Source organism: Citrobacter freundii complex sp. CFNIH4, assembly GCF_002934505.1.
Taxonomy (GTDB): Bacteria; Pseudomonadota; Gammaproteobacteria; order Enterobacterales; family Enterobacteriaceae; genus Citrobacter; species Citrobacter freundii.
In genome coordinates, this window is record NZ_CP026231.1 from 4,745,696 (window position 1) to 4,764,473 (window position 18,778).

The window sequence follows — 18,778 nt, forward strand, 5'->3', positions numbered from 1 at the left end:
AGATAAAGATGGAGTGGAGTCTGACGCAGAATAAGCTGCTGGCGTTTCACCGCTTGATGCGTACGGATAAGCCGATCGGCGCCTTACTGCTGCTCTGGCCAACGCTATGGGCATTGTGGGTGGCGACCCCAGGCATGCCGCAACTGTGGATCCTGGCGGTATTTGTCGCCGGCGTTTGGTTAATGCGCGCCGCTGGATGCGTGGTAAATGATTATGCCGACAGGAAATTTGACGGACACGTTAAACGCACCGCGAATCGACCGCTGCCGAGCGGTGCCGTCACCGAAAAAGAAGCCCGAACGCTGTTCGTCGTATTGGTGTTGCTGGCCTTCCTGCTGGTTTTGACACTCAACACGATGACCATTTTGTTGTCCGTTGCGGCGCTAGCGCTGGCGTGGGTCTATCCCTTCATGAAACGCTACACGCATCTGCCGCAGGTGGTGCTGGGCGCGGCGTTTGGCTGGTCTATACCGATGGCGTTTGCCGCCGTGAGCGAGTCTGTACCACTGAGCTGCTGGCTGATGTTCCTCGCCAACATTCTCTGGGCGGTGGCCTATGACACACAGTATGCGATGGTTGATCGGGATGATGACCTGAAGATTGGCATTAAATCGACCGCGATTTTGTTCGGTCAAAACGACAAGCTGATCATTGGTATTCTGCAGGTGGGCGTACTGACGCTGATGGCACTGGTGGGTTGGCTAAACGGGCTGGGACCGGGCTATTACTGGTCTCTGCTGGTGGCGGGTGCGCTGTTTGTGTATCAGCAGAAGCTGATCGTTAATCGTGAGCGTGATGCCTGTTTTAAAGCGTTTATGAACAATAACTATGTAGGCCTGGTACTGTTCTTAGGACTGGCGATGAGCTACTGGCACTTTTGAGTTTGGCTTAGCCTGCAAAATAAAAACCGGTCATTTCGACCGGTTTTTTAATGCTTACTCGCCCTGTGTGGCACTCTCGATGGTCAGACGGACATCCGACGTCACCAGTTCGGCCAGCATCTGATAGATCTTCATCGTCTCTTCCGGCTCGGCATCCCCGGTATCGCTGATGAATCCCTCGTCACGCAGCGTCAGCACCAGAGAGCTGAACACCGCTTTATCGAAGAATTCCGGCGCGTTAATGCCGTGCAGCACTGAGAGGCGTTGTGCCACGGTGCGGCTCTCTTTCTCCAGCGTGCCACGGTTGATCGACGGGTTAGCGCTCAGTAGCCAGAAGGTGATGGCGTAGCGTTGCAACGTCTCGCGAGCACCCGCAGCCAACAGCTGCAGCGTACGGGAGCGGGCAGGATTAATATGCAGCTCGCCATCCTGTAGAGTAATCAGCCCCTGGCGCTGCATTTCGCTGGCCAGTTCGTCAATCACCTCGGCAAGCTCATCGCGCTCCCAGCGCAGGAACAACTCGGCTTTCAGCATCGGGTACAACGCATCAATATGCTGCTGTAGCGCGACGCGTGAAATACGACGATGCTGAGTCACAATGGCTGCCATCAACGAAGGCAGAACCAGCATATGCGCAATGTTATTGCGGTAGTACGTCATCAAGACCGCCTGCTCGCGCGGCAGAATAATGATGTCACCGATGGTGTCTTTCTCGACCTCAAACTTGTTCATCTGCAAGGCGTGGTCGATCAGTTCACTGGCACTTTGCGCAGGAACGGTTGAGTCCGCCGCGTACGGCACGTTGCGCAGCAGGCTCAGGTAGCAGTCGAGCTGCTCGGTTAACTGTTCACGGGTCAGAGAGCGCTGGCGGGAAGCCAACAGCGCGGTACAACACAGGTTCATGGCGTTGGCCGCGCCTGCGTTGTTAATGCGCACCATCAGATCGGCGGCAATGTTATTCACCGTCGGCGTCAGCCAGGCCGGACGGATAGACTCGATAGGATCGATAGATTCACGCCATTCTGGCACATGCTGGTTGAGGTAAGTCATCAATGGCATTGGTTCACCAAAGTTGACGTAGCCCTGACCCAGGTTACGCAGCTTGCTTAAGCCACGCAGCATTTGTGGCAGACTTTCTTTCTCTTTCGTCGCGCCACGCAGCTCTTTTGCGTAGGTGCCCACTTCCATTACGTGCTCGTAACCGATGTAGATCGGTACGAGAGTAATAGGACGCGTACCGCCGCGCAGCATCGCCTGAATAGTCATCGACAGGGTGCCGGTTTTCGGGTCGAGCAAACGACCAGTACGTGAACGTCCACCCTCGACAAAGTACTCAACCGAGTAGCCGCGGCTGAACAATTCGCCCAGGTATTCACGGAATACGGTGGAGTAGAGCTTGTTGCCCTTGAAGGTACGACGAATAAAGAATGCGCCCAGACGACGGAAAATCGGACCCGCTGGCCAGAAATTCAGGTTGATACCGGCTGCGATGTGCGGCGGAACCAGACCCTGGTGGTACAGAACGTACGACAGCAGCATATAGTCCATATGGCTGCGGTGGCACGGAACGTACACGATTTCATGCCCATCGTGCGCCAACTGGCGTACACGCTCCGCATTATGAACGTTAATCCCCTGATACAGACGGTTCCAGGTAAAGCCCAGGATACGGTCCGTCAAACGGATCATTTCGTAGGAGAAGTTGGCGGCAATCTCTTCCATCAGCGCAATGGCATTTTGCTGCGCTTTTTCGTGGGAGATTTTTTTACTGCGCGCTTCATCTTCTACCGCGCGAGCGATCGCTTTTGAAGCTAACAGTTTATTAAACAGATCCTGGCGGGCAGGGAGGCGCGGGCCGACAGCGGCCAGACGCTGGCGAGCAAAGTGCATACGCGCCACGCGTGCCAGCTTCTGGGCAATGATCTTATCCGTACCGTGTTCATCCGCCATACGACGCAGAGAGACCGACGGGGAGAAGCGGACAAAACTGTCGCGACCCAGCCATGAAACCGCAAAGAATTTCTGTACGCCGTTTAGCATACGTAACGGCGGATTAACTTCACCTTTTTCACGCCCTGGCGCACGGCCAAACATCACCGAAACCGGCACCATCTGCACATCCAGGTCTGGATTGCTGCGATGTAAGTCGAGATAGTTATGGAACAGCTTGATGGACTCTTCTTTTGGCGTGTAATAGGTGAACACACGCGGGCCGCCGTGAATAAACACGTAGCGCGGCAGTAAAGTCCCGTCTATCTCCAGCGGTTCCAGGGGATCGGGGAGATCGTGCACCAGACATTGGGCACGCAGCGTCAGCAAGTCTGCTTTTGAATTGTACGGTAGGACGTACATAATGGGACGAGACGTATCGAGCCCCAATTCCGGGGCAGGTTCTGCCGGAATAGACTTGCTTTTTACCAGGACGCTTAATGGTAAATTCAGTAATTTGTAGTAAATTCGTGGCCAGCCGGACATAAACGATGTAAAGCCTCTGGTTAATAATGCAAATGCGCTGCAAGGATATCAGAAAGTTTAGTGAATTTCTGTGGTATCCCGTCATACTTCGCGCTGCTTTGCCACACCCTGAAACAAACGGGGTAACGTTACAATGACATTGACGCTAATAATGTAAAAAGGTTCTTTTTGATGGCCAATAATACCACTGGATTCACCCGAATTATCAAAGCTGCAGGCTATTCCTGGAAAGGTTTTCGCGCCGCATGGATCAATGAGGCGGCATTCCGCCAGGAAAGCGTTGCCGTACTGCTGGGCGTAGCTATCGCCTGCTGGCTGGACGTCGATGCGATTACTCGCGTGCTGTTGATTGGTTCCGTGATGCTGGTGATGATCGTTGAAATCCTCAACAGTGCGATTGAGGCGGTAGTTGATCGTATAGGCTCTGAGTATCACGAACTTTCCGGCCGGGCGAAAGATATGGGGTCGGCGGCGGTATTGTTGTCTATTTTTGTCGCTCTGATTACCTGGGGCATCCTGTTGTGGTCGCATTTGCGATAAGGATTCCACATCTTCATAAATCTCCTGCTTTTTGTGCAGTTTGCGGTTCCAAAATCACCTTTAGCTGTATATACTCACAGCATAACTGTATATACACCCAGGGGGCGGAATGAAAGCGTTAACGGCCAGGCAGCAAGAGGTGTTTGATCTCATTAGAGATCACATCAGCCAGACAGGTATGCCACCGACGCGTGCGGAGATCGCGCAGCGTTTGGGGTTCCGTTCCCCAAATGCCGCTGAAGAACATCTGAAAGCGCTGGCGCGTAAAGGTGTGCTGGAAATTGTCTCCGGCGCATCGCGCGGTATTAGACTGCTGCAGGAAGAAGAAGAGGGATTACCGCTTGTCGGTCGTGTGGCGGCAGGCGAGCCACTTCTGGCGCAGCAGCACATCGAAGGCCATTATCAGGTCGATCCTTCACTGTTCAAACCGAACGCCGATTTTCTGCTGCGCGTCAGCGGTATGTCTATGAAAGATATTGGTATTATGGACGGTGATTTACTCGCTGTGCATAAAACTCAGGACGTGCGTAACGGTCAGGTTGTTGTTGCCCGTATTGATGACGAAGTTACGGTTAAACGCCTGAAAAAGCAGGGAAACAAGGTTGAACTTCTGCCAGAAAATAGCGAATTTAAACCTATCGTTGTCGACCTGCGTGAGCAAAGCTTCACCATTGAAGGGCTGGCGGTAGGTGTCATTCGTAACGGTGAATGGCTGTAATCATGTATTAATACTGTGGCGCATTCTGCGCCACAGTTAGTTTTCACTTCTTTTCATCAGGCTTTCCTGTATGCCTTTCTTTACCTCTTCTGATAAAGCACTCTGGCACCTCGCCTTACCGATGATCTTCTCCAATATCACCGTTCCCCTGCTGGGACTGGTGGACACCGCGGTGATTGGTCATCTGGATAGTCCGGTCTATCTTGGCGGTGTTGCGGTTGGTGCTACGGCAACCAGTTTTCTCTTTATGCTGCTGCTTTTCCTGCGCATGAGCACCACGGGTCTTACTGCCCAGGCATTTGGTGCGAAAAATCCACAGGCGCTGGCGCGCGCACTGGTGCAGCCGCTAATGCTGGCGCTGGGCGCGGGGTTGCTTATCGCACTGTTTCGTACGCCGATTATCGATGTCGCGCTGCATATTGTCGGGGGAAGTGAAGCGGTACTGGAACAATCCCGGCGTTTCCTTGAAATCCGCTGGCTCAGCGCACCCGCCTCGCTGGCTAATCTGGTGCTGCTCGGCTGGCTGCTTGGCGTTCAGTATGCGCGTGCGCCGGTTATCCTGTTGATTGTTGGCAATATTCTTAACATTGTGCTCGATTTATGGCTGGTGATGGGCCTGCATATGAACGTGCAAGGTGCGGCACTGGCGACGGTGATTGCTGAATATGCCACCTTACTGATCGGCCTGATGATGGTGCGCAAAGTCCTGCATATGCGCGGAATATCGCTGGCAATGCTGAAGCAGGCGTGGCGTGGCAACTTCCGTCGTTTGCTGGCGCTTAATCGTGACATCATGTTGCGCTCGCTGCTGCTGCAGCTCTGTTTTGGCGCTATCACGGTGCTGGGTGCGCGTCTGGGAGGCGATATTATTGCGGTTAATGCCGTTCTGATGACCCTGCTAACCTTTACCGCCTACGCGCTGGATGGATTTGCCTATGCCGTAGAAGCGCATTCGGGCCAGGCCTATGGGGCGCGAGATGGTAGCCAGTTACTGGACGTCTGGCGGGCGGCCTGTCGGCAGTCCGGTATTGTGGCTATTCTGTTTTCGCTGGTTTATGCCCTGTTTGGCGAGCAGATTGTTGCGCTACTGACCTCGCTGCCGCAAATCCAACTACTGGCCGATCGCTATCTCTTCTGGCAGGTGGTGTTACCGCTGGTGGGTGTCTGGTGTTATCTGCTCGACGGAATGTTTATTGGCGCGACGCGGGCTGCAGAAATGCGCAACAGTATGGCCGTTGCCGCAGTGGGATTCGCCTTAACGCTCCTGACGTTGCCGTGGCTGGGAAATCATGGTTTGTGGCTGGCGTTAACCGTTTTCCTCGCGTTGCGCGGGCTGTCGCTGGCCTTTATCTGGCGGCGTCACTGGCGTAATGGAACCTGGTTTGCCTAATCTGGATGGTTAAAAATTCCGAATAATAAATAAAACCCAGAATCAGTGACTACACTTATTCTCACGTCCAGCAAAAACAGCATGTGTCTGGACATGGCACTCTCGCTATTCACAACCTAACGATGAGGACTTGATGATGAATAAAGACGAAGTCGGCGGCAACTGGAAGCAGTTTAAAGGTAAAGTGAAAGAGCAATGGGGCAAACTGACCGATGATGATATGACGGTCATTGAAGGTAAACGTGACCAACTGGTCGGTAAAGTCCAGGAGCGTTACGGTTACGCGAAAGATCAGGCGGAGAAAGAAGTTAACGATTGGGAAAAACGTAATGATTACCGCTGGTAATTAACCCCTCCCTCCTGAGAGTACAAGGATGTACGCTCTCCCGCTAACCTAGCGCCCCACTTTCTTCTTCACCTGAATCGTATGGTCATGCTGGCACTCGCCAGGATGGCGGCATGACTCAACTTCTACACAGGCCGGACACAGCCCGTGTGCTTCAATAACATTATGTCGCAGAGCAAAGCCCATTTTGGCCGCCAGCGTATGCATGATGTCTTCCACACCTTCTGCGCACTCTTCTTTTACCACACCACAGCGGTCACAAATGAACATCGCGGAACTGTGGGTTGGCTGATCGAACAGATGGCAAAGGACATAGCTGTTGGTGGATTCCACCTTATGCACAAACCCTTGTTCCAGCAGAAAATCGAGCGCACGATACACGGTTGGCGGCTTGGCCTGCGGCTCAGTTTCCCGCAACAGGTCGAGCAGGTCATAGGCGCTGATAGCCCCTTCCTGCAGGCTCATCAGGCGCAACACTTCGAGACGCTGTGGCGTAAGCCGCACGTTGCGTTGCGCACAGAGTTTTTCAGCTTGAGCCAATAACTCTTGCGTAGTGGTTTTGTCCATTTGGCGCCTCGATTTGCGTGGAAGGTTAATCCCTTACTTTAACATGTTCTGCTTAAAACGCCGAGATCCACCGCGGTGTGCTATACCTGACGCATCGCAATACTGGAAAATAACCATGAAAAGACCCGATTGTATTCGCCACTGGCGTGAGGTTGAGGGGGCTGATGACTCCACTTATCCCGACAGCGATGAGCTATTTGCTATTGGCGCGCCGCTTGCCCGCAAATTGGGGTTAGGACGACTCGGCATTCATCATGAACGCCTGCCGCCGGGTCGGCGCACGTCGTACCCGCACGCTGAAAGCGATGAGGAAGAGTTTATCTATGTGCTGGAAGGTTATCCTGAGGCCTGGATTAACGGGTATTTATGGAAGCTAGAACCGGGCGACAGCGTCGGTTTCCCGGCAGGTACAGGCGTGTGCCATACCTTTATCAATAACACCAGCGAAGAGGTGCGTCTATTAGTCGTGGGTGAGGCGAACAAAAAATATAACCGCATTTATTATCCGCTTAACCCGGTCTATGCCGCTACACGCGAGGATCGCTGGGTCGACCATCCGCCGCAGTTTTTCGGATCACACGACGGAAAACCGGGGCGTAAATAGCGTTTGTTGAGGGGCAGAGGGAGTGAGCCGCGAGGATGTGGCTCACTATCGTAACGGTCTATGCTATAGTAGCGCCCCTTTTTTAACCGGATGCTTGAATATTCGCCATGCTGCCTGAATCTCAGTCTACCGCTTTTCCCGCTCATCGTTTTTCTATCGCGCCGATGCTCGACTGGACGGACAGACACTGCCGCTACTTTTTGCGCTTACTGTCCAGCCAGACGTTGCTCTATACGGAGATGGTAACCACCGGCGCGATCATTCATGGTAAAGGCGATTATCTGGCGTATAGCGAAGAAGAGCATCCGGTCGCATTGCAACTGGGCGGGAGCGATCCTGCGGCGCTGGCGCAGTGCGCGAAGCTCGCTGAACAGCGGGGTTATGACGAAATCAATCTCAACGTGGGTTGTCCTTCCGACCGCGTGCAGAATGGCATGTTTGGCGCTTGCCTGATGGGGAATGCGCAACTGGTCGCCGATTGCGTCAAAGCAATGCGCGACGTGGTGTCGATTCCGGTAACGGTGAAAACGCGTATCGGCATTGATGACCAGGACAGTTACGAATTCCTGTGCGATTTCATCAACACGGTATCTGGCAACGGCGAATGTGAGATGTTTATCATTCACGCCCGCAAGGCCTGGCTGTCCGGGTTAAGCCCGAAAGAAAACCGCGAAATTCCACCGCTGGATTATGACCGTGTTTATCAGCTAAAGCGTGATTTCCCGCATCTGACGATGTCGATCAACGGCGGCATTAAATCGCTGGAAGAAGCAAAAATTCATCTGCAACATATGGATGGCGTGATGGTGGGGCGTGAAGCTTACCAAAACCCAGGTATTCTGGCGTCCGTTGACCGTGAGATTTTTGCTGCTGCCACCGAAGATGCCGATCCAGTTGCCGTGGTGCGCGCCATGTACCCGTACATTGAGCGTGAACTGAGTAAGGGGACCTATTTGGGACATGTGACGCGCCATATGTTGGGGCTGTTTCAGGGGATCCCTGGGGCTCGTCAGTGGCGTCGCTATCTGAGCGAAAATGCGCATAAAGCCGGGGCAGATATTAACGTACTGGAGCATGCGCTGAAGCTGGTCGCTGACAAGCGTTAAGTTTTCGCCAAAAGTTAGTTAATTTCACCACGCCCTGCGCTTTGTCGCGGGGCGTTTTCTTTATAAATCAATACATTATTTTTGGCATGTTTCTTGTAAAGCAATGGAGAGAATTTCATTTCGGGAGAGAGCCATGCTGGAACTACTTTTTGTGATTGGATTTTTTATCATGCTGATGGTCACCGGCGTATCTTTGCTGGGCGTTCTGGCTGTATTGGTCGTAGCCACCGCAGTGATGTTTCTGGGCGGACTATTTGCCTTGATGATTAAACTGTTGCCCTGGCTGCTACTGGCTGTTGCCGTGGTGTGGGTTATCAAGGCGATAAAAGCGCCAAAAGTCCCACAGTATCAGCGCAATAACCGTCGATTTTACTAAGGTATTGAGTGGTGCGTCACAACCTGCAACATTGCCTTTAGAACCAAATAGGAATTGATTATCAAATCTGTCACTATTGCCAGGTTAACGAATTCATCGAGCTGTACCCTACATACAGCCGAACTAAAAAAAGAAAGGGCTTCCCACGGGAAGCCCTAATTCTTTACTTCCCCGTCATAATTCAAACCGCAGGTGTGTTGGCTGCTTTCATTCACCCCAGTCACTTACTCCAGTAAGCTCCTGGGGATTCATTCAATTGCCGCCTTCCTGCAATTTGAATTATTTAGGGGAAGTCGAAGCATTATGGGATTAGCAAGCTCGATCCCTGCGTTGCCCGGCTTTCCAGTACTTCATGAGCACGCTGTGCATCGTGCACTGCGAACGTCTGACCAGGCGCGACATCCACTTTGATTACTCCGCTGGCAATTAGCGAGAATAGCTCATTGCTGGCTTCGGTTAATTCGCGGTGATTGGTGATATACCCCTGGAGTGAAGGACGGGTCACGTACAGCGAACCTTTCTGGTTCAGAATACCTAAGTTCACGCCAGTCACCGGCCCGGAAGCATTACCAAAGCTGACCATTAGTCCCCGGCGCTGTAAACAATCCAGCGAGGCTTCCCAGGTATCTTTCCCCACCGAGTCATACACCACCCGTACTTTTTTTCCGCCGGTTATCTCTTTCACTCGCTCAACTATGCTTTCTTCACGATAGTTAATGACCTGCCATGCGCCGGCCTGCAGCGCAATTTGCGCTTTTTGCGCACTGCCGACGGTACCAATCAGCTTCGCGCCCAATGCTTTTGCCCACTGGCAGGCAATCATCCCGACGCCGCCCGCAGCCGCATGGAACAAAAACGGCTCATCAGGCTGAATTTCATAGGTTTTACGCAGCAGATAAAAAACGGTTAACCCTTTCAGGAATGAGGCTGCGGCTTGTTCAAATGAGATTGCGTTGGGTAGGATGGCGGCTTTATCGGCCGGAACGTTATGCACTGAGCTGTAGGCACCAAGGGCAGACTGGGCGTACACCACGCGATCGCCAGCTTTAATGTGTGTCACTTTGCTGCCGACTCTGCTGACTACGCCGGCAGCTTCGGTACCCAGGCCGCTGGGCAGAGATGGCGGCGGATAAAGACCACTGCGGATGTAGGTGTCGATATAGTTGATCCCAATAGCTTTGTTCTCGACCTGGATTTCGTTTTCCGCTGGGTCTACGGGTGTAAACTCCACCGTCTTGAGTACATCAGGGCCACCATGCTTGTGAAATTCAATACGTGTTGCCATGCTTCCTCCAAAAGAAATGTGGTAATCTTTCGACCCAATCATTATCTCGGTAACTCCATTCACTATGGCAGGAAATAAACCCTTCAACAAACAACAGACTGATGCTCGTGAGCGCGATCCCCAGGTCGCCGGGCTGAAAGTACCGCCGCACTCGATTGAAGCGGAACAGTCGGTGTTGGGCGGTTTAATGCTGGATAACGAACGCTGGGACGATGTCGCCGAGCGTGTGGTGGCGGAAGATTTTTATACCCGGCCGCACCGGCATATCTTTACGGAAATGCATCGCCTGCAGGAGATGGGGAAACCCATCGATCTGATCACACTGGCAGAGTCGCTGGAGGTTCAGGGACAACTGGATAGCGTCGGCGGTTTTGCTTACCTGGCTGAGTTATCTAAAAATACGCCAAGTGCGGCGAATATTAGCGCTTATGCGGATATCGTCCGCGAACGTGCCGTTGTTCGTGACATGATTTCGGTTGCGAACGAAATCGCGGAAGCCGGGTTTGATCCGCAAGGCCGTTCCAGTGAAGATCTGTTGGACCTTGCTGAATCCCGTGTCTTTAAAATCGCGGAAAGCCGCGCAAATAAAGACGAAGGGCCGAAAAATATTACTGATGTGCTCGACGCCACCGTCGCGCGTATCGAGCAGCTGTTCCAGCAGCCGCACGACGGCGTCACCGGGGTGAACACCGGTTATGACGACCTCAATAAAAAGACGGCGGGTTTGCAGCCGTCAGACTTAATTATCGTCGCCGCGCGTCCGTCGATGGGTAAAACAACATTTGCGATGAACCTCGTCGAAAATGCAGCGATGTTGCAGGATAAGCCGGTTCTTATCTTTAGTCTTGAAATGCCCTCGGAACAGATCATGATGCGTTCCCTGGCCTCGCTCTCACGCGTAGACCAAACCAAAATCCGTACCGGTCAACTGGATGATGAGGACTGGGCACGAATTTCCGGAACAATGGGTATTTTGCTGGAGAAACGAAACATCTATATTGATGACTCCTCCGGCCTGACGCCAACGGAAGTGCGCTCGCGTGCCCGTCGTATCGCCCGTGAACATGGTGGTATCGGACTTATCATGATCGACTACCTGCAGCTGATGCGCGTGCCGTCGCTCTCCGACAACCGTACGCTGGAAATTGCAGAAATCTCCCGCTCGCTGAAAGCGTTAGCGAAAGAATTGCATGTGCCGGTGGTGGCGCTGTCGCAGCTTAACCGCTCTCTGGAACAACGCGCCGACAAGCGTCCGGTTAACTCGGATCTGCGTGAATCCGGCTCCATCGAACAGGATGCCGACTTAATCATGTTTATCTATCGTGATGAGGTTTATCACGAAAACAGTGACTTAAAAGGCATCGCCGAAATTATTATTGGTAAGCAGCGTAACGGTCCGATCGGTACGGTGCGCCTGACGTTTAACGGACAGTGGTCCCGCTTCGACAACTATGCCGGTCCTCAATATGATGATGAGTAATTTCTAAGGAATACAAATGCAAGCGGCAACTGTAGTCATTAACCGCCGCGCTCTGCGACACAACCTGCAACGTCTGCGTGAACTGGCTCCTGCCAGTAAACTGGTTGCGGTCGTGAAAGCGAACGCCTACGGCCATGGTCTGTTAGAGACCGCGCGAACGCTCCCTGATGCGGACGCTTTTGGTGTCGCTCGTCTTGAAGAAGCCCTGCGGTTGCGAGCGGGAGGGATCACGCAGCCCATCCTGCTGCTGGAGGGATTTTTTGATGCCTCCGATCTGCCGACTATTTCCGCGCAGCGTCTGCATACAGCCGTCCATAACCAGGAGCAACTCGAAGCCCTGGAAGCAGCTAATCTGGTTGAACCCGTTACCGTCTGGATGAAGCTCGACACCGGTATGCACCGCCTGGGCGTACGCCCTGAGCAGGCCGAGGCGTTTTATCAGCGCCTAACGCAATGTGAAAATGTGCGCCAGCCGGTCAATATCGTCAGCCATTTTGCGCGCGCAGACGAACCTGAATGCGGCGCGACCGAAAAACAGCTCGATATCTTCAACAGCTTTTGCGAGGGCAAACCTGGGCAGCGTTCGATTGCCGCATCGGGCGGTATTCTGCTGTGGCCACAGTCTCACTTCGACTGGGCGCGTCCGGGACTGATTCTGTATGGTGTGTCGCCACTGGAAAACCACTCCATCGGTGCTGATTTTGGCTGCCAGCCGGTGATGTCGCTGACCTCCAGCCTGATTGCGGTGCGTGAGCACAAAGCGGGCGAGCCGGTTGGTTATGGTGGTACCTGGTTGAGTGAGCGCGACACGCGTCTGGGCGTGGTGGCAATGGGCTATGGTGATGGTTATCCGCGCGCGGCGCCGTCTGGGACGCCGGTACTGGTCAATGGCCGTGAAGTGCCGATCGTCGGTCGCGTTGCGATGGATATGATCTGCGTCGATTTAGGCCCCGAAGCGCAGGATAAAGCCGGCGATTCGGTGATTCTGTGGGGTGAGGGACTGCCCGTTGAACGCATTGCTGAAATGACGAAAGTAAGTGCTTACGAACTTATTACGCGCCTGACCTCAAGGGTGGCGATGAAGTATATTGATTAGCAGAATGATGTGCTGGACAGGCGGTTACGCCGCCTTCCGGCAATATTACCCTCAACATCCTCTCGATCTTCTCCCGCTTCCGGTTTATTGTGTTCTTAACCCTTGCCTGTAAACCTGGAGAACCACACGTGTTTCAAAAAGTTGACGCCTACGCCGGCGACCCGATTTTATCGCTCATGGAGCGCTTCAAAGAAGATTCACGTAGCGACAAAGTGAACCTCAGCATCGGCCTGTATTACAACGAAGACGGAATTATTCCTCAGCTTAAAGCGGTGGCGGAAGCGGAAGCTCGACTTAATGCCAAACCGCATGGTGCTTCGCTGTATCTGCCGATGGAAGGTCTGAACACGTATCGTCATACTATTGCGCCGCTGCTGTTTGGCGCAGATCATCCGGTTCTCCAGCAGCAGCGCGTCGCAACTATTCAGACGCTGGGCGGCTCCGGTGCGTTAAAGGTTGGCGCAGACTTCCTGAAACGCTATTTCCCTGATTCTGGCGTATGGGTCAGCGATCCGACCTGGGAAAACCATATCGCGATTTTTGAGGGGGCTGGATTCGAAGTAAGCACTTACCCATGGTATGACGACACGACTAACGGCGTGCGTTTCAACGACCTGCTGGCAACGCTGAATACCTTACCGGCGCGCAGCATCGTGCTGCTGCATCCGTGCTGCCATAACCCGACGGGTGCGGATTTAACGCCTGCGCAGTGGGATAGCGTTATTGAGATCCTGAAAGCACGCGATTTGATTCCGTTCCTGGACATTGCTTACCAGGGTTTCGGTGGTGGAATAGAAGACGACGCCTATGCGATTCGCGCCATTGCCAGCGCCGGATTGCCCGCTCTGGTCAGTAACTCATTCTCGAAAATTTTCTCCTTGTACGGCGAGCGTGTCGGCGGACTGTCTGTAGTATGTGAAGATGCTGATACCGCCAGCCGCGTTCTGGGGCAGCTAAAAGCGACGGTGCGTCGTAACTACTCCAGCCCGCCAAACTTTGGTGCGCAGGTAGTTGCCGCGGTACTGGGTGATGACGCACTGAAAGCCAGTTGGCTGGCAGAAGTCGAAGAGATGCGTACCCGCATTCTGGCGATGCGTCAGGAGCTGGTTAACGTATTGAATGCAGAGATCCCGGGCCGTAACTTTGACTACCTGTTGCAACAGCGCGGTATGTTCAGCTATACCGGGCTTAGCGCAGCCCAGGTTGATCGCCTGCGCGATGAGTTCGGTGTGTACCTGATCGCCAGCGGTCGCATGTGCGTAGCTGGGTTGAATCACGGTAACGTGCAGCGCGTGGCAAAGGCATTTGCCGCCGTCATGTAACCGGCTTTGAATGTTGCCGGATGGCGGCGTAAATGCCTTATCCGGCCTACAAAGGTATATAGATTTTCGTTTGGAGGCCTGATAAGCGTCGTGCCATCAGGCACGTTTTCCTGTGTGATCGTGCTCCTTTTCCAGAGCAAAACCAGAGAAAATCCTTCCTTTCCCTCCCCCTAAGGGGTAAGGTCAGATAGTTTTTTGACCAGTTGTTAATAAAAAAATGATAACTAACTGACTACTTAGGGAAAAATATGCGCAAGTTTACGTTGGCACTGAGTGCCGTTTGTTTATTGTTCACGCTAAATCAGCCAGCCCAGGCACTCGTTTCTTCTCCCTCTCAGCTCAATCCAGGCACCAATGTTGCAAAGCTCGCTGAGCAGGCTCCCATTCACTGGGTCTCCGTGGCACAAATTGAAAACAGCCTGACCGGACGTCCGCCGATGGCGGTCGGGTTTGATATCGATGACACTGTCCTCTTTTCCAGCCCAGGCTTCTGGCGTGGTAAAAAAACGTATTCTCCGGACAGTGAGGATTACCTGAAGAATCCGGCCTTCTGGGAAAAAATGAATAACGGCTGGGACGAGTTCAGTATTCCAAAAGAAGTCGCGCGCCAGCTAATTGATATGCATGTGCGTCGTGGTGACAGCATCTTTTTCGTGACCGGGCGTAGCCAGACGAAGACTGAAACGGTGTCGAAAACGTTGTCTGATAACTTTCACATCCCGGCAGGCAATATGAATCCGGTCATTTTTGCCGGCGATAAGCCGGGCCAGAACACCAAAACGCAGTGGTTACAGGATAAAAATATCCGCATGTTTTACGGTGACTCCGATAATGACATCACTGCCGCTCGCGACGTGGGCATTCGTGGTATTCGCATTTTGCGCGCCTCTAACTCCACTTATAAGCCGCTGCCACAGGCCGGTGCGTTTGGTGAAGAGGTGATCGTCAACTCGGAATATTGAGGACACTGGCTGCGGGTTGCTGTTTTTTTAAACAAATTTACATTGCTGGCTTTTACCTTTTGCGGACTTGCTGCACACTGAATAAATGATGTTCTCATTAGGCAATATGCTGGTAAGGGGAATAAAGATGACGAATTCGGAGTTGCTGCAATACTGCATGGCAAAAATGGGCGCGGAGCAGAGCGTTCACAGTGACTGGAAGGCCACGCAAATCAAAGTCGAAGATGTGCTTTTTGCCATGGTAAAAGAGGTGGAAGAACGCCCGGCGGTGTCTCTGAAAACCAGCCCAGAACTGGCAGAGTTGTTGCGCCAGCAGCATAGCGATGTTCGGCCAAGCAGGCATCTCAATAAGGCGCACTGGAGTACGGTGTATCTGGACGGCTCGCTACCGGATTCACAGATTTATTATCTGGTTGACGCCTCTTATCAGCAGGCTGTGAACACGCTGCCTGCTGATAAACGGCGGATACTGACGCAGCCCTGAACGGTCTTGTTAAGCGTAGCGCCATCAGGTACAACCGTTGCCTGATGCGGCGCAAGCGCCTTATCAGGCCTACAAGCTTTACGCCTGTTCTGTGGGCCTGATAAGTGTTGCGTAATTACAACAGTGGTTTGAGGAAACGTGCCGTGTGTGAGGCTTCACACTCAGCGACTGTTTCTGGTGTGCCGGAGACAAGAATTTCGCCGCCGCCGCTGCCACCTTCCGGACCGAGATCGACAATCCAGTCAGCGGTCTTAATCACGTCCAGATTGTGCTCAATCACCACGATGGTGTTGCCCTGATCCCGGAGCTGATGCAGCACGTCCAACAGTTGCTGAATATCCGCAAAATGCAGACCGGTGGTCGGCTCATCGAGAATATACAGCGTTTGCCCAGTACCGCGTTTTGACAGTTCGCGCGCCAGCTTCACGCGCTGCGCCTCGCCGCCCGAGAGTGTGGTAGCGGACTGACCCAGTCGGATGTACGTCAGGCCAACGTCCATTAGTGTTTGCAGCTTACGCGCCAGCGCCGGAACGGCATCGAAGAACTCGCGTGCTTCTTCAATCGTCATATCCAACACTTCGTGGATAGTCTTGCCTTTGTACTTAATTTCCAGCGTTTCGCGGTTATAGCGTTTGCCTTTACATTGATCGCACGGCACGTAGATATCCGGCAGGAAGTGCATTTCGACTTTGATCACGCCGTCGCCCTGACAGGCTTCACAGCGTCCGCCGCGGACGTTAAAGCTGAAACGCCCCGGGGTGTAACCGCGTGCACGTGACTCCGGCACGCCGGCAAACAGTTCGCGCACTGGCGTAAACACGCCGGTGTAAGTTGCCGGGTTAGAACGCGGCGTACGGCCAATCGGGCTTTGGTCAATGTCGATCACTTTGTCGAAATGTTCCAGGCCCTGAACGTCGCGATACGGCGCAGGTTCAGCCAGCGTCGCACCGTTCAGCGCCGTCTGCGCAATCGGGAACAGCGTATCGTTAATCAGCGTCGATTTACCCGAACCGGAAACCCCGGTAATGCAGGTAAATAAACCTACCGGCAGCGTCAGGGTGACATCTTTCAGGTTGTTGCCGCGTGCGCCGGTGAGCTTCAGCACTTTCTCTGGGTCAGCCGCAACGCGCTGTTTAGGCACTTCAATCTTGCGCTTACCGCTCATGTACTGGCCGGTCAGCGACTCAGGCACTGCCATGATGTCGTCGAGCGTCCCTTCGGCGACGACCTGACCACCGTGAACACCCGCGCCGGGGCCGATATCGATAACGTGGTCAGCGGCGCGAATCGCATCTTCATCGTGCTCGACTACAATGACGGTATTACCCAGATTACGCAGGTGGATAAGCGTACCCAGCAGACGCTCGTTATCGCGCTGATGCAAACCGATAGACGGTTCATCCAGCACGTACATTACACCAACCAGACCCGCGCCGATCTGGCTTGCCAGACGAATACGCTGGGCCTCACCGCCGGATAGCGTTTCCGCCGACCGCGATAGCGTCAGGTAGTTGAGGCCGACGTTGACCAGGAACTTCAGACGATCGCCAATCTCTTTAAGAATTTTCTCAGCAATCTTCGCCCGCTGACCCGCAAGCTTCAGATTGTTGAAGAAATCCATTGCATGACCGATGCTCATGTCGGAAATCGCGGGCAGCGGCGTATTTTCAACAAATACGTGGCGGGCCTCGCGACGTAAACGCGTCCCTTCACAGCTGGCGCACGGTCGGTTACTGATGAATTTGGCTAATTCTTCACGTACCGCACTGGATTCCGTCTCTTTATAACGGCGCTCCATATTGTGCAGCACACCTTCAAACGGGTGACGACGTACGGACGTATCGCCGCGATCGTTCATGTATTTGAATTCGATATTTTCTTTACCCGAACCGTACAGCACCACTTTATGCACGGTAGGGCTCAGGCTGGCCCATGGGGCTTCAACGTCGAATTTATAGTGCTCAGCCAGGGATTTAAGCATCTGGAAATAATAGAAGTTACGGCGATCCCAACCACGAATAGCACCACCGGCCAGCGACAGTTCCGGGTTTTGAATCACCCGGTCAGGATCGAAATACTGCTGCACGCCGAGACCGTCACAGGTTGGACACGCGCCCGCTGGGTTGTTAAACGAGAACAGGCGGGGTTCCAGTTCGCGCATGCTATAGCCGCAGATAGGGCAGGCGAAGTTGGCGGAGAACAGAAGCTCTTCCGCTTTCGGGTCGTCCATATCGGCGACCACCGCCGTACCACCGGACAGTTCCAGCGCGGTTTCAAAGGATTCAGCCAGTCGCTGAGTGAGGTCGTCGCGTACCTTAAAGCGGTCAATCACCACTTCAATAGTGTGTTTCTTTTGCAGCTCAAGCTTGGGCGGATCGGAAAGGTCACACACTTCGCCGTCGATACGGGCGCGGATATAGCCCTGGCCCGCCAGGTTTTCCAGCGTTTTGGTGTGCTCGCCTTTACGCTCCTTAATTACCGGTGCCAGCAGCATCAGACGTTTGCCTTCCGGCTGGGACAGGACGTTGTCCACCATCTGGCTAACGGTCTGCGCTGCCAGGGGAACGTCGTGATCCGGACAGCGCGGCTCGCCAACGCGGGCAAACAGCAGACGCAGATAGTCGTGAATTTCGGTAATTGTACCTACCGTGGATCGCGGGTTATGGGACGTCGATTTTTGTTCAATTGAGATGGCAGGAGAGAGCCCCTCAATGTGGTCGACGTCCGGTTTTTCCATCAGCGACAGAAATTGACGCGCGTACGCGGAAAGGGATTCAACGTAACGACGCTGCCCTTCGGCATATAAGGTGTCGAAAGCGAGCGAAGATTTGCCTGAGCCCGAAAGCCCGGTGACGACAATCAGCTTGTCGCGCGGGATGACGAGGTTGATGTTTTTGAGATTATGGGTGCGGGCGCCCCGAACTTCGATCTTATCCATTCATCTTTCCCGGATTAAACGCTTTTTTGCCTGGCTGCATGGTGCTACCGGCGATCACAAACGGTTAATTATGACACAACCTGACCTGAATGGATATACAGTATTGGAATGCAAAACGCATGTTCCTGTGCAACAATGTCTGGCGGGGGTTGTTTACTGGAATCAACTTCGCAACGTAGTAAAAGCGCTATTGGAAATGCTACAATCC

At 53.4% G+C, this 18,778-nt stretch carries 17 protein-coding genes; 13 read left to right on the forward strand and 4 right to left on the reverse strand.

Going from position 1 to position 18,778, the window contains the following annotated elements; all coding sequences use genetic code 11:
* Nucleotides 1-8: 8 nt before the first annotated feature.
* Entirely contained in the window at nucleotides 9-881 is an 873-nt protein-coding gene (gene ubiA / locus C2U41_RS24270) for a 4-hydroxybenzoate octaprenyltransferase (RefSeq protein WP_003844715.1), read from the forward strand.
* A gap of 54 nt (nucleotides 882-935) precedes the next feature.
* Here the strand turns inward: ubiA and plsB are convergent, their stop codons facing one another.
* Nucleotides 936-3,356, reverse strand: a complete 2,421-nt coding sequence (gene plsB / locus C2U41_RS24275; RefSeq protein ID WP_046671362.1) for a glycerol-3-phosphate 1-O-acyltransferase PlsB — start codon at nucleotides 3,354-3,356, stop codon at nucleotides 936-938.
* 171 nt (nucleotides 3,357-3,527) lie between these two features.
* Here plsB and C2U41_RS24280 point away from each other — a divergent pair, with 171 nt between their 5' ends.
* From C2U41_RS24280 to C2U41_RS24295, 4 genes are all read left to right on the forward strand, one after another.
* The gene (locus tag C2U41_RS24280) at nucleotides 3,528-3,896 is read left to right on the forward strand and encodes a diacylglycerol kinase (RefSeq protein ID WP_003826594.1); all 369 of its coding nucleotides are present in this window, start codon (nucleotides 3,528-3,530) and stop codon (nucleotides 3,894-3,896) included.
* Nucleotides 3,897-4,005: 109 nt separating this feature from the next.
* Nucleotides 4,006-4,614 (forward strand): transcriptional repressor LexA, encoded by a 609-nt coding sequence (lexA, locus tag C2U41_RS24285; protein WP_003031703.1) that lies wholly within the window; start codon nucleotides 4,006-4,008, stop codon nucleotides 4,612-4,614.
* A 70-nt stretch (nucleotides 4,615-4,684) separates the two neighbouring features.
* Nucleotides 4,685-6,004: an MATE family efflux transporter DinF gene (dinF, locus tag C2U41_RS24290; protein ID WP_103849040.1), complete on the forward strand. Its 1,320-nt coding sequence runs from the start codon at nucleotides 4,685-4,687 to the stop codon at nucleotides 6,002-6,004.
* A gap of 136 nt (nucleotides 6,005-6,140) precedes the next feature.
* The gene (locus C2U41_RS24295; protein WP_003031706.1) at nucleotides 6,141-6,350 is read left to right on the forward strand and encodes a CsbD family protein; all 210 of its coding nucleotides are present in this window, start codon (nucleotides 6,141-6,143) and stop codon (nucleotides 6,348-6,350) included.
* A gap of 48 nt (nucleotides 6,351-6,398) precedes the next feature.
* Here the strand turns inward: C2U41_RS24295 and zur are convergent, their stop codons facing one another.
* A complete protein-coding gene (gene zur, locus C2U41_RS24300; protein WP_003031709.1) occupies nucleotides 6,399-6,917 on the reverse strand; it encodes a zinc uptake transcriptional repressor Zur in 519 nt (172 codons plus the stop codon).
* Between the two features lie 115 nt (nucleotides 6,918-7,032).
* On the opposite strand from zur, the gene C2U41_RS24305 reads away from it, so the two are divergent.
* The 3 genes from C2U41_RS24305 (at nucleotide 7,033) to pspG (ending at nucleotide 9,003) form a co-directional block, all read left to right on the forward strand.
* Entirely contained in the window at nucleotides 7,033-7,521 is a 489-nt protein-coding gene (locus tag C2U41_RS24305; RefSeq protein ID WP_003031710.1) for a cupin domain-containing protein, read from the forward strand.
* 107 nt (nucleotides 7,522-7,628) lie between these two features.
* Nucleotides 7,629-8,627 carry a tRNA dihydrouridine(20/20a) synthase DusA gene (gene dusA / locus C2U41_RS24310; RefSeq protein ID WP_003841361.1) on the forward strand — a complete coding sequence of 333 codons (999 nt, stop codon included), beginning with the start codon at nucleotides 7,629-7,631 and terminating at the stop codon, nucleotides 8,625-8,627.
* A gap of 133 nt (nucleotides 8,628-8,760) precedes the next feature.
* A complete protein-coding gene (gene pspG / locus C2U41_RS24315; RefSeq protein WP_103849039.1) occupies nucleotides 8,761-9,003 on the forward strand; it encodes an envelope stress response protein PspG in 243 nt (80 codons plus the stop codon).
* Nucleotides 9,004-9,304: 301 nt separating this feature from the next.
* On the opposite strand, the gene C2U41_RS24320 is transcribed toward pspG, so the two are convergent.
* Nucleotides 9,305-10,288 carry a quinone oxidoreductase gene (locus C2U41_RS24320; protein WP_103849048.1) on the reverse strand — a complete coding sequence of 328 codons (984 nt, stop codon included), beginning with the start codon at nucleotides 10,286-10,288 and terminating at the stop codon, nucleotides 9,305-9,307.
* Nucleotides 10,289-10,352: 64 nt separating this feature from the next.
* Between C2U41_RS24320 and dnaB the strand changes: the two genes are divergently transcribed.
* The 5 genes from dnaB to C2U41_RS24345 all read left to right on the forward strand — a co-directional run bounded on the left by dnaB (nucleotide 10,353) and on the right by C2U41_RS24345 (nucleotide 15,632).
* The gene (gene dnaB, locus C2U41_RS24325; RefSeq protein WP_003826610.1) at nucleotides 10,353-11,768 is read left to right on the forward strand and encodes a replicative DNA helicase; all 1,416 of its coding nucleotides are present in this window, start codon (nucleotides 10,353-10,355) and stop codon (nucleotides 11,766-11,768) included.
* Nucleotides 11,769-11,784: 16 nt separating this feature from the next.
* Nucleotides 11,785-12,864, forward strand: a complete 1,080-nt coding sequence (gene alr, locus C2U41_RS24330; protein WP_003844721.1) for an alanine racemase — start codon at nucleotides 11,785-11,787, stop codon at nucleotides 12,862-12,864.
* A 128-nt stretch (nucleotides 12,865-12,992) separates the two neighbouring features.
* Nucleotides 12,993-14,186 (forward strand): aromatic amino acid transaminase, encoded by a 1,194-nt coding sequence (gene tyrB / locus C2U41_RS24335; RefSeq protein ID WP_032938184.1) that lies wholly within the window; start codon nucleotides 12,993-12,995, stop codon nucleotides 14,184-14,186.
* Nucleotides 14,187-14,434: 248 nt separating this feature from the next.
* The gene (gene aphA, locus C2U41_RS24340) at nucleotides 14,435-15,148 is read left to right on the forward strand and encodes an acid phosphatase AphA (RefSeq protein ID WP_003826615.1); all 714 of its coding nucleotides are present in this window, start codon (nucleotides 14,435-14,437) and stop codon (nucleotides 15,146-15,148) included.
* A 127-nt stretch (nucleotides 15,149-15,275) separates the two neighbouring features.
* Entirely contained in the window at nucleotides 15,276-15,632 is a 357-nt protein-coding gene (locus C2U41_RS24345) for an MmcQ/YjbR family DNA-binding protein (protein ID WP_003031719.1), read from the forward strand.
* Between the two features lie 115 nt (nucleotides 15,633-15,747).
* Here C2U41_RS24345 and uvrA read toward each other — a convergent pair whose 3' ends face one another.
* On the reverse strand, nucleotides 15,748-18,570 hold the full coding sequence (gene uvrA / locus C2U41_RS24350; protein ID WP_003031720.1) for an excinuclease ABC subunit UvrA: 2,823 nt from the start codon (nucleotides 18,568-18,570) through the stop codon (nucleotides 15,748-15,750).
* Nucleotides 18,571-18,778: the final 208 nt, after the last annotated feature.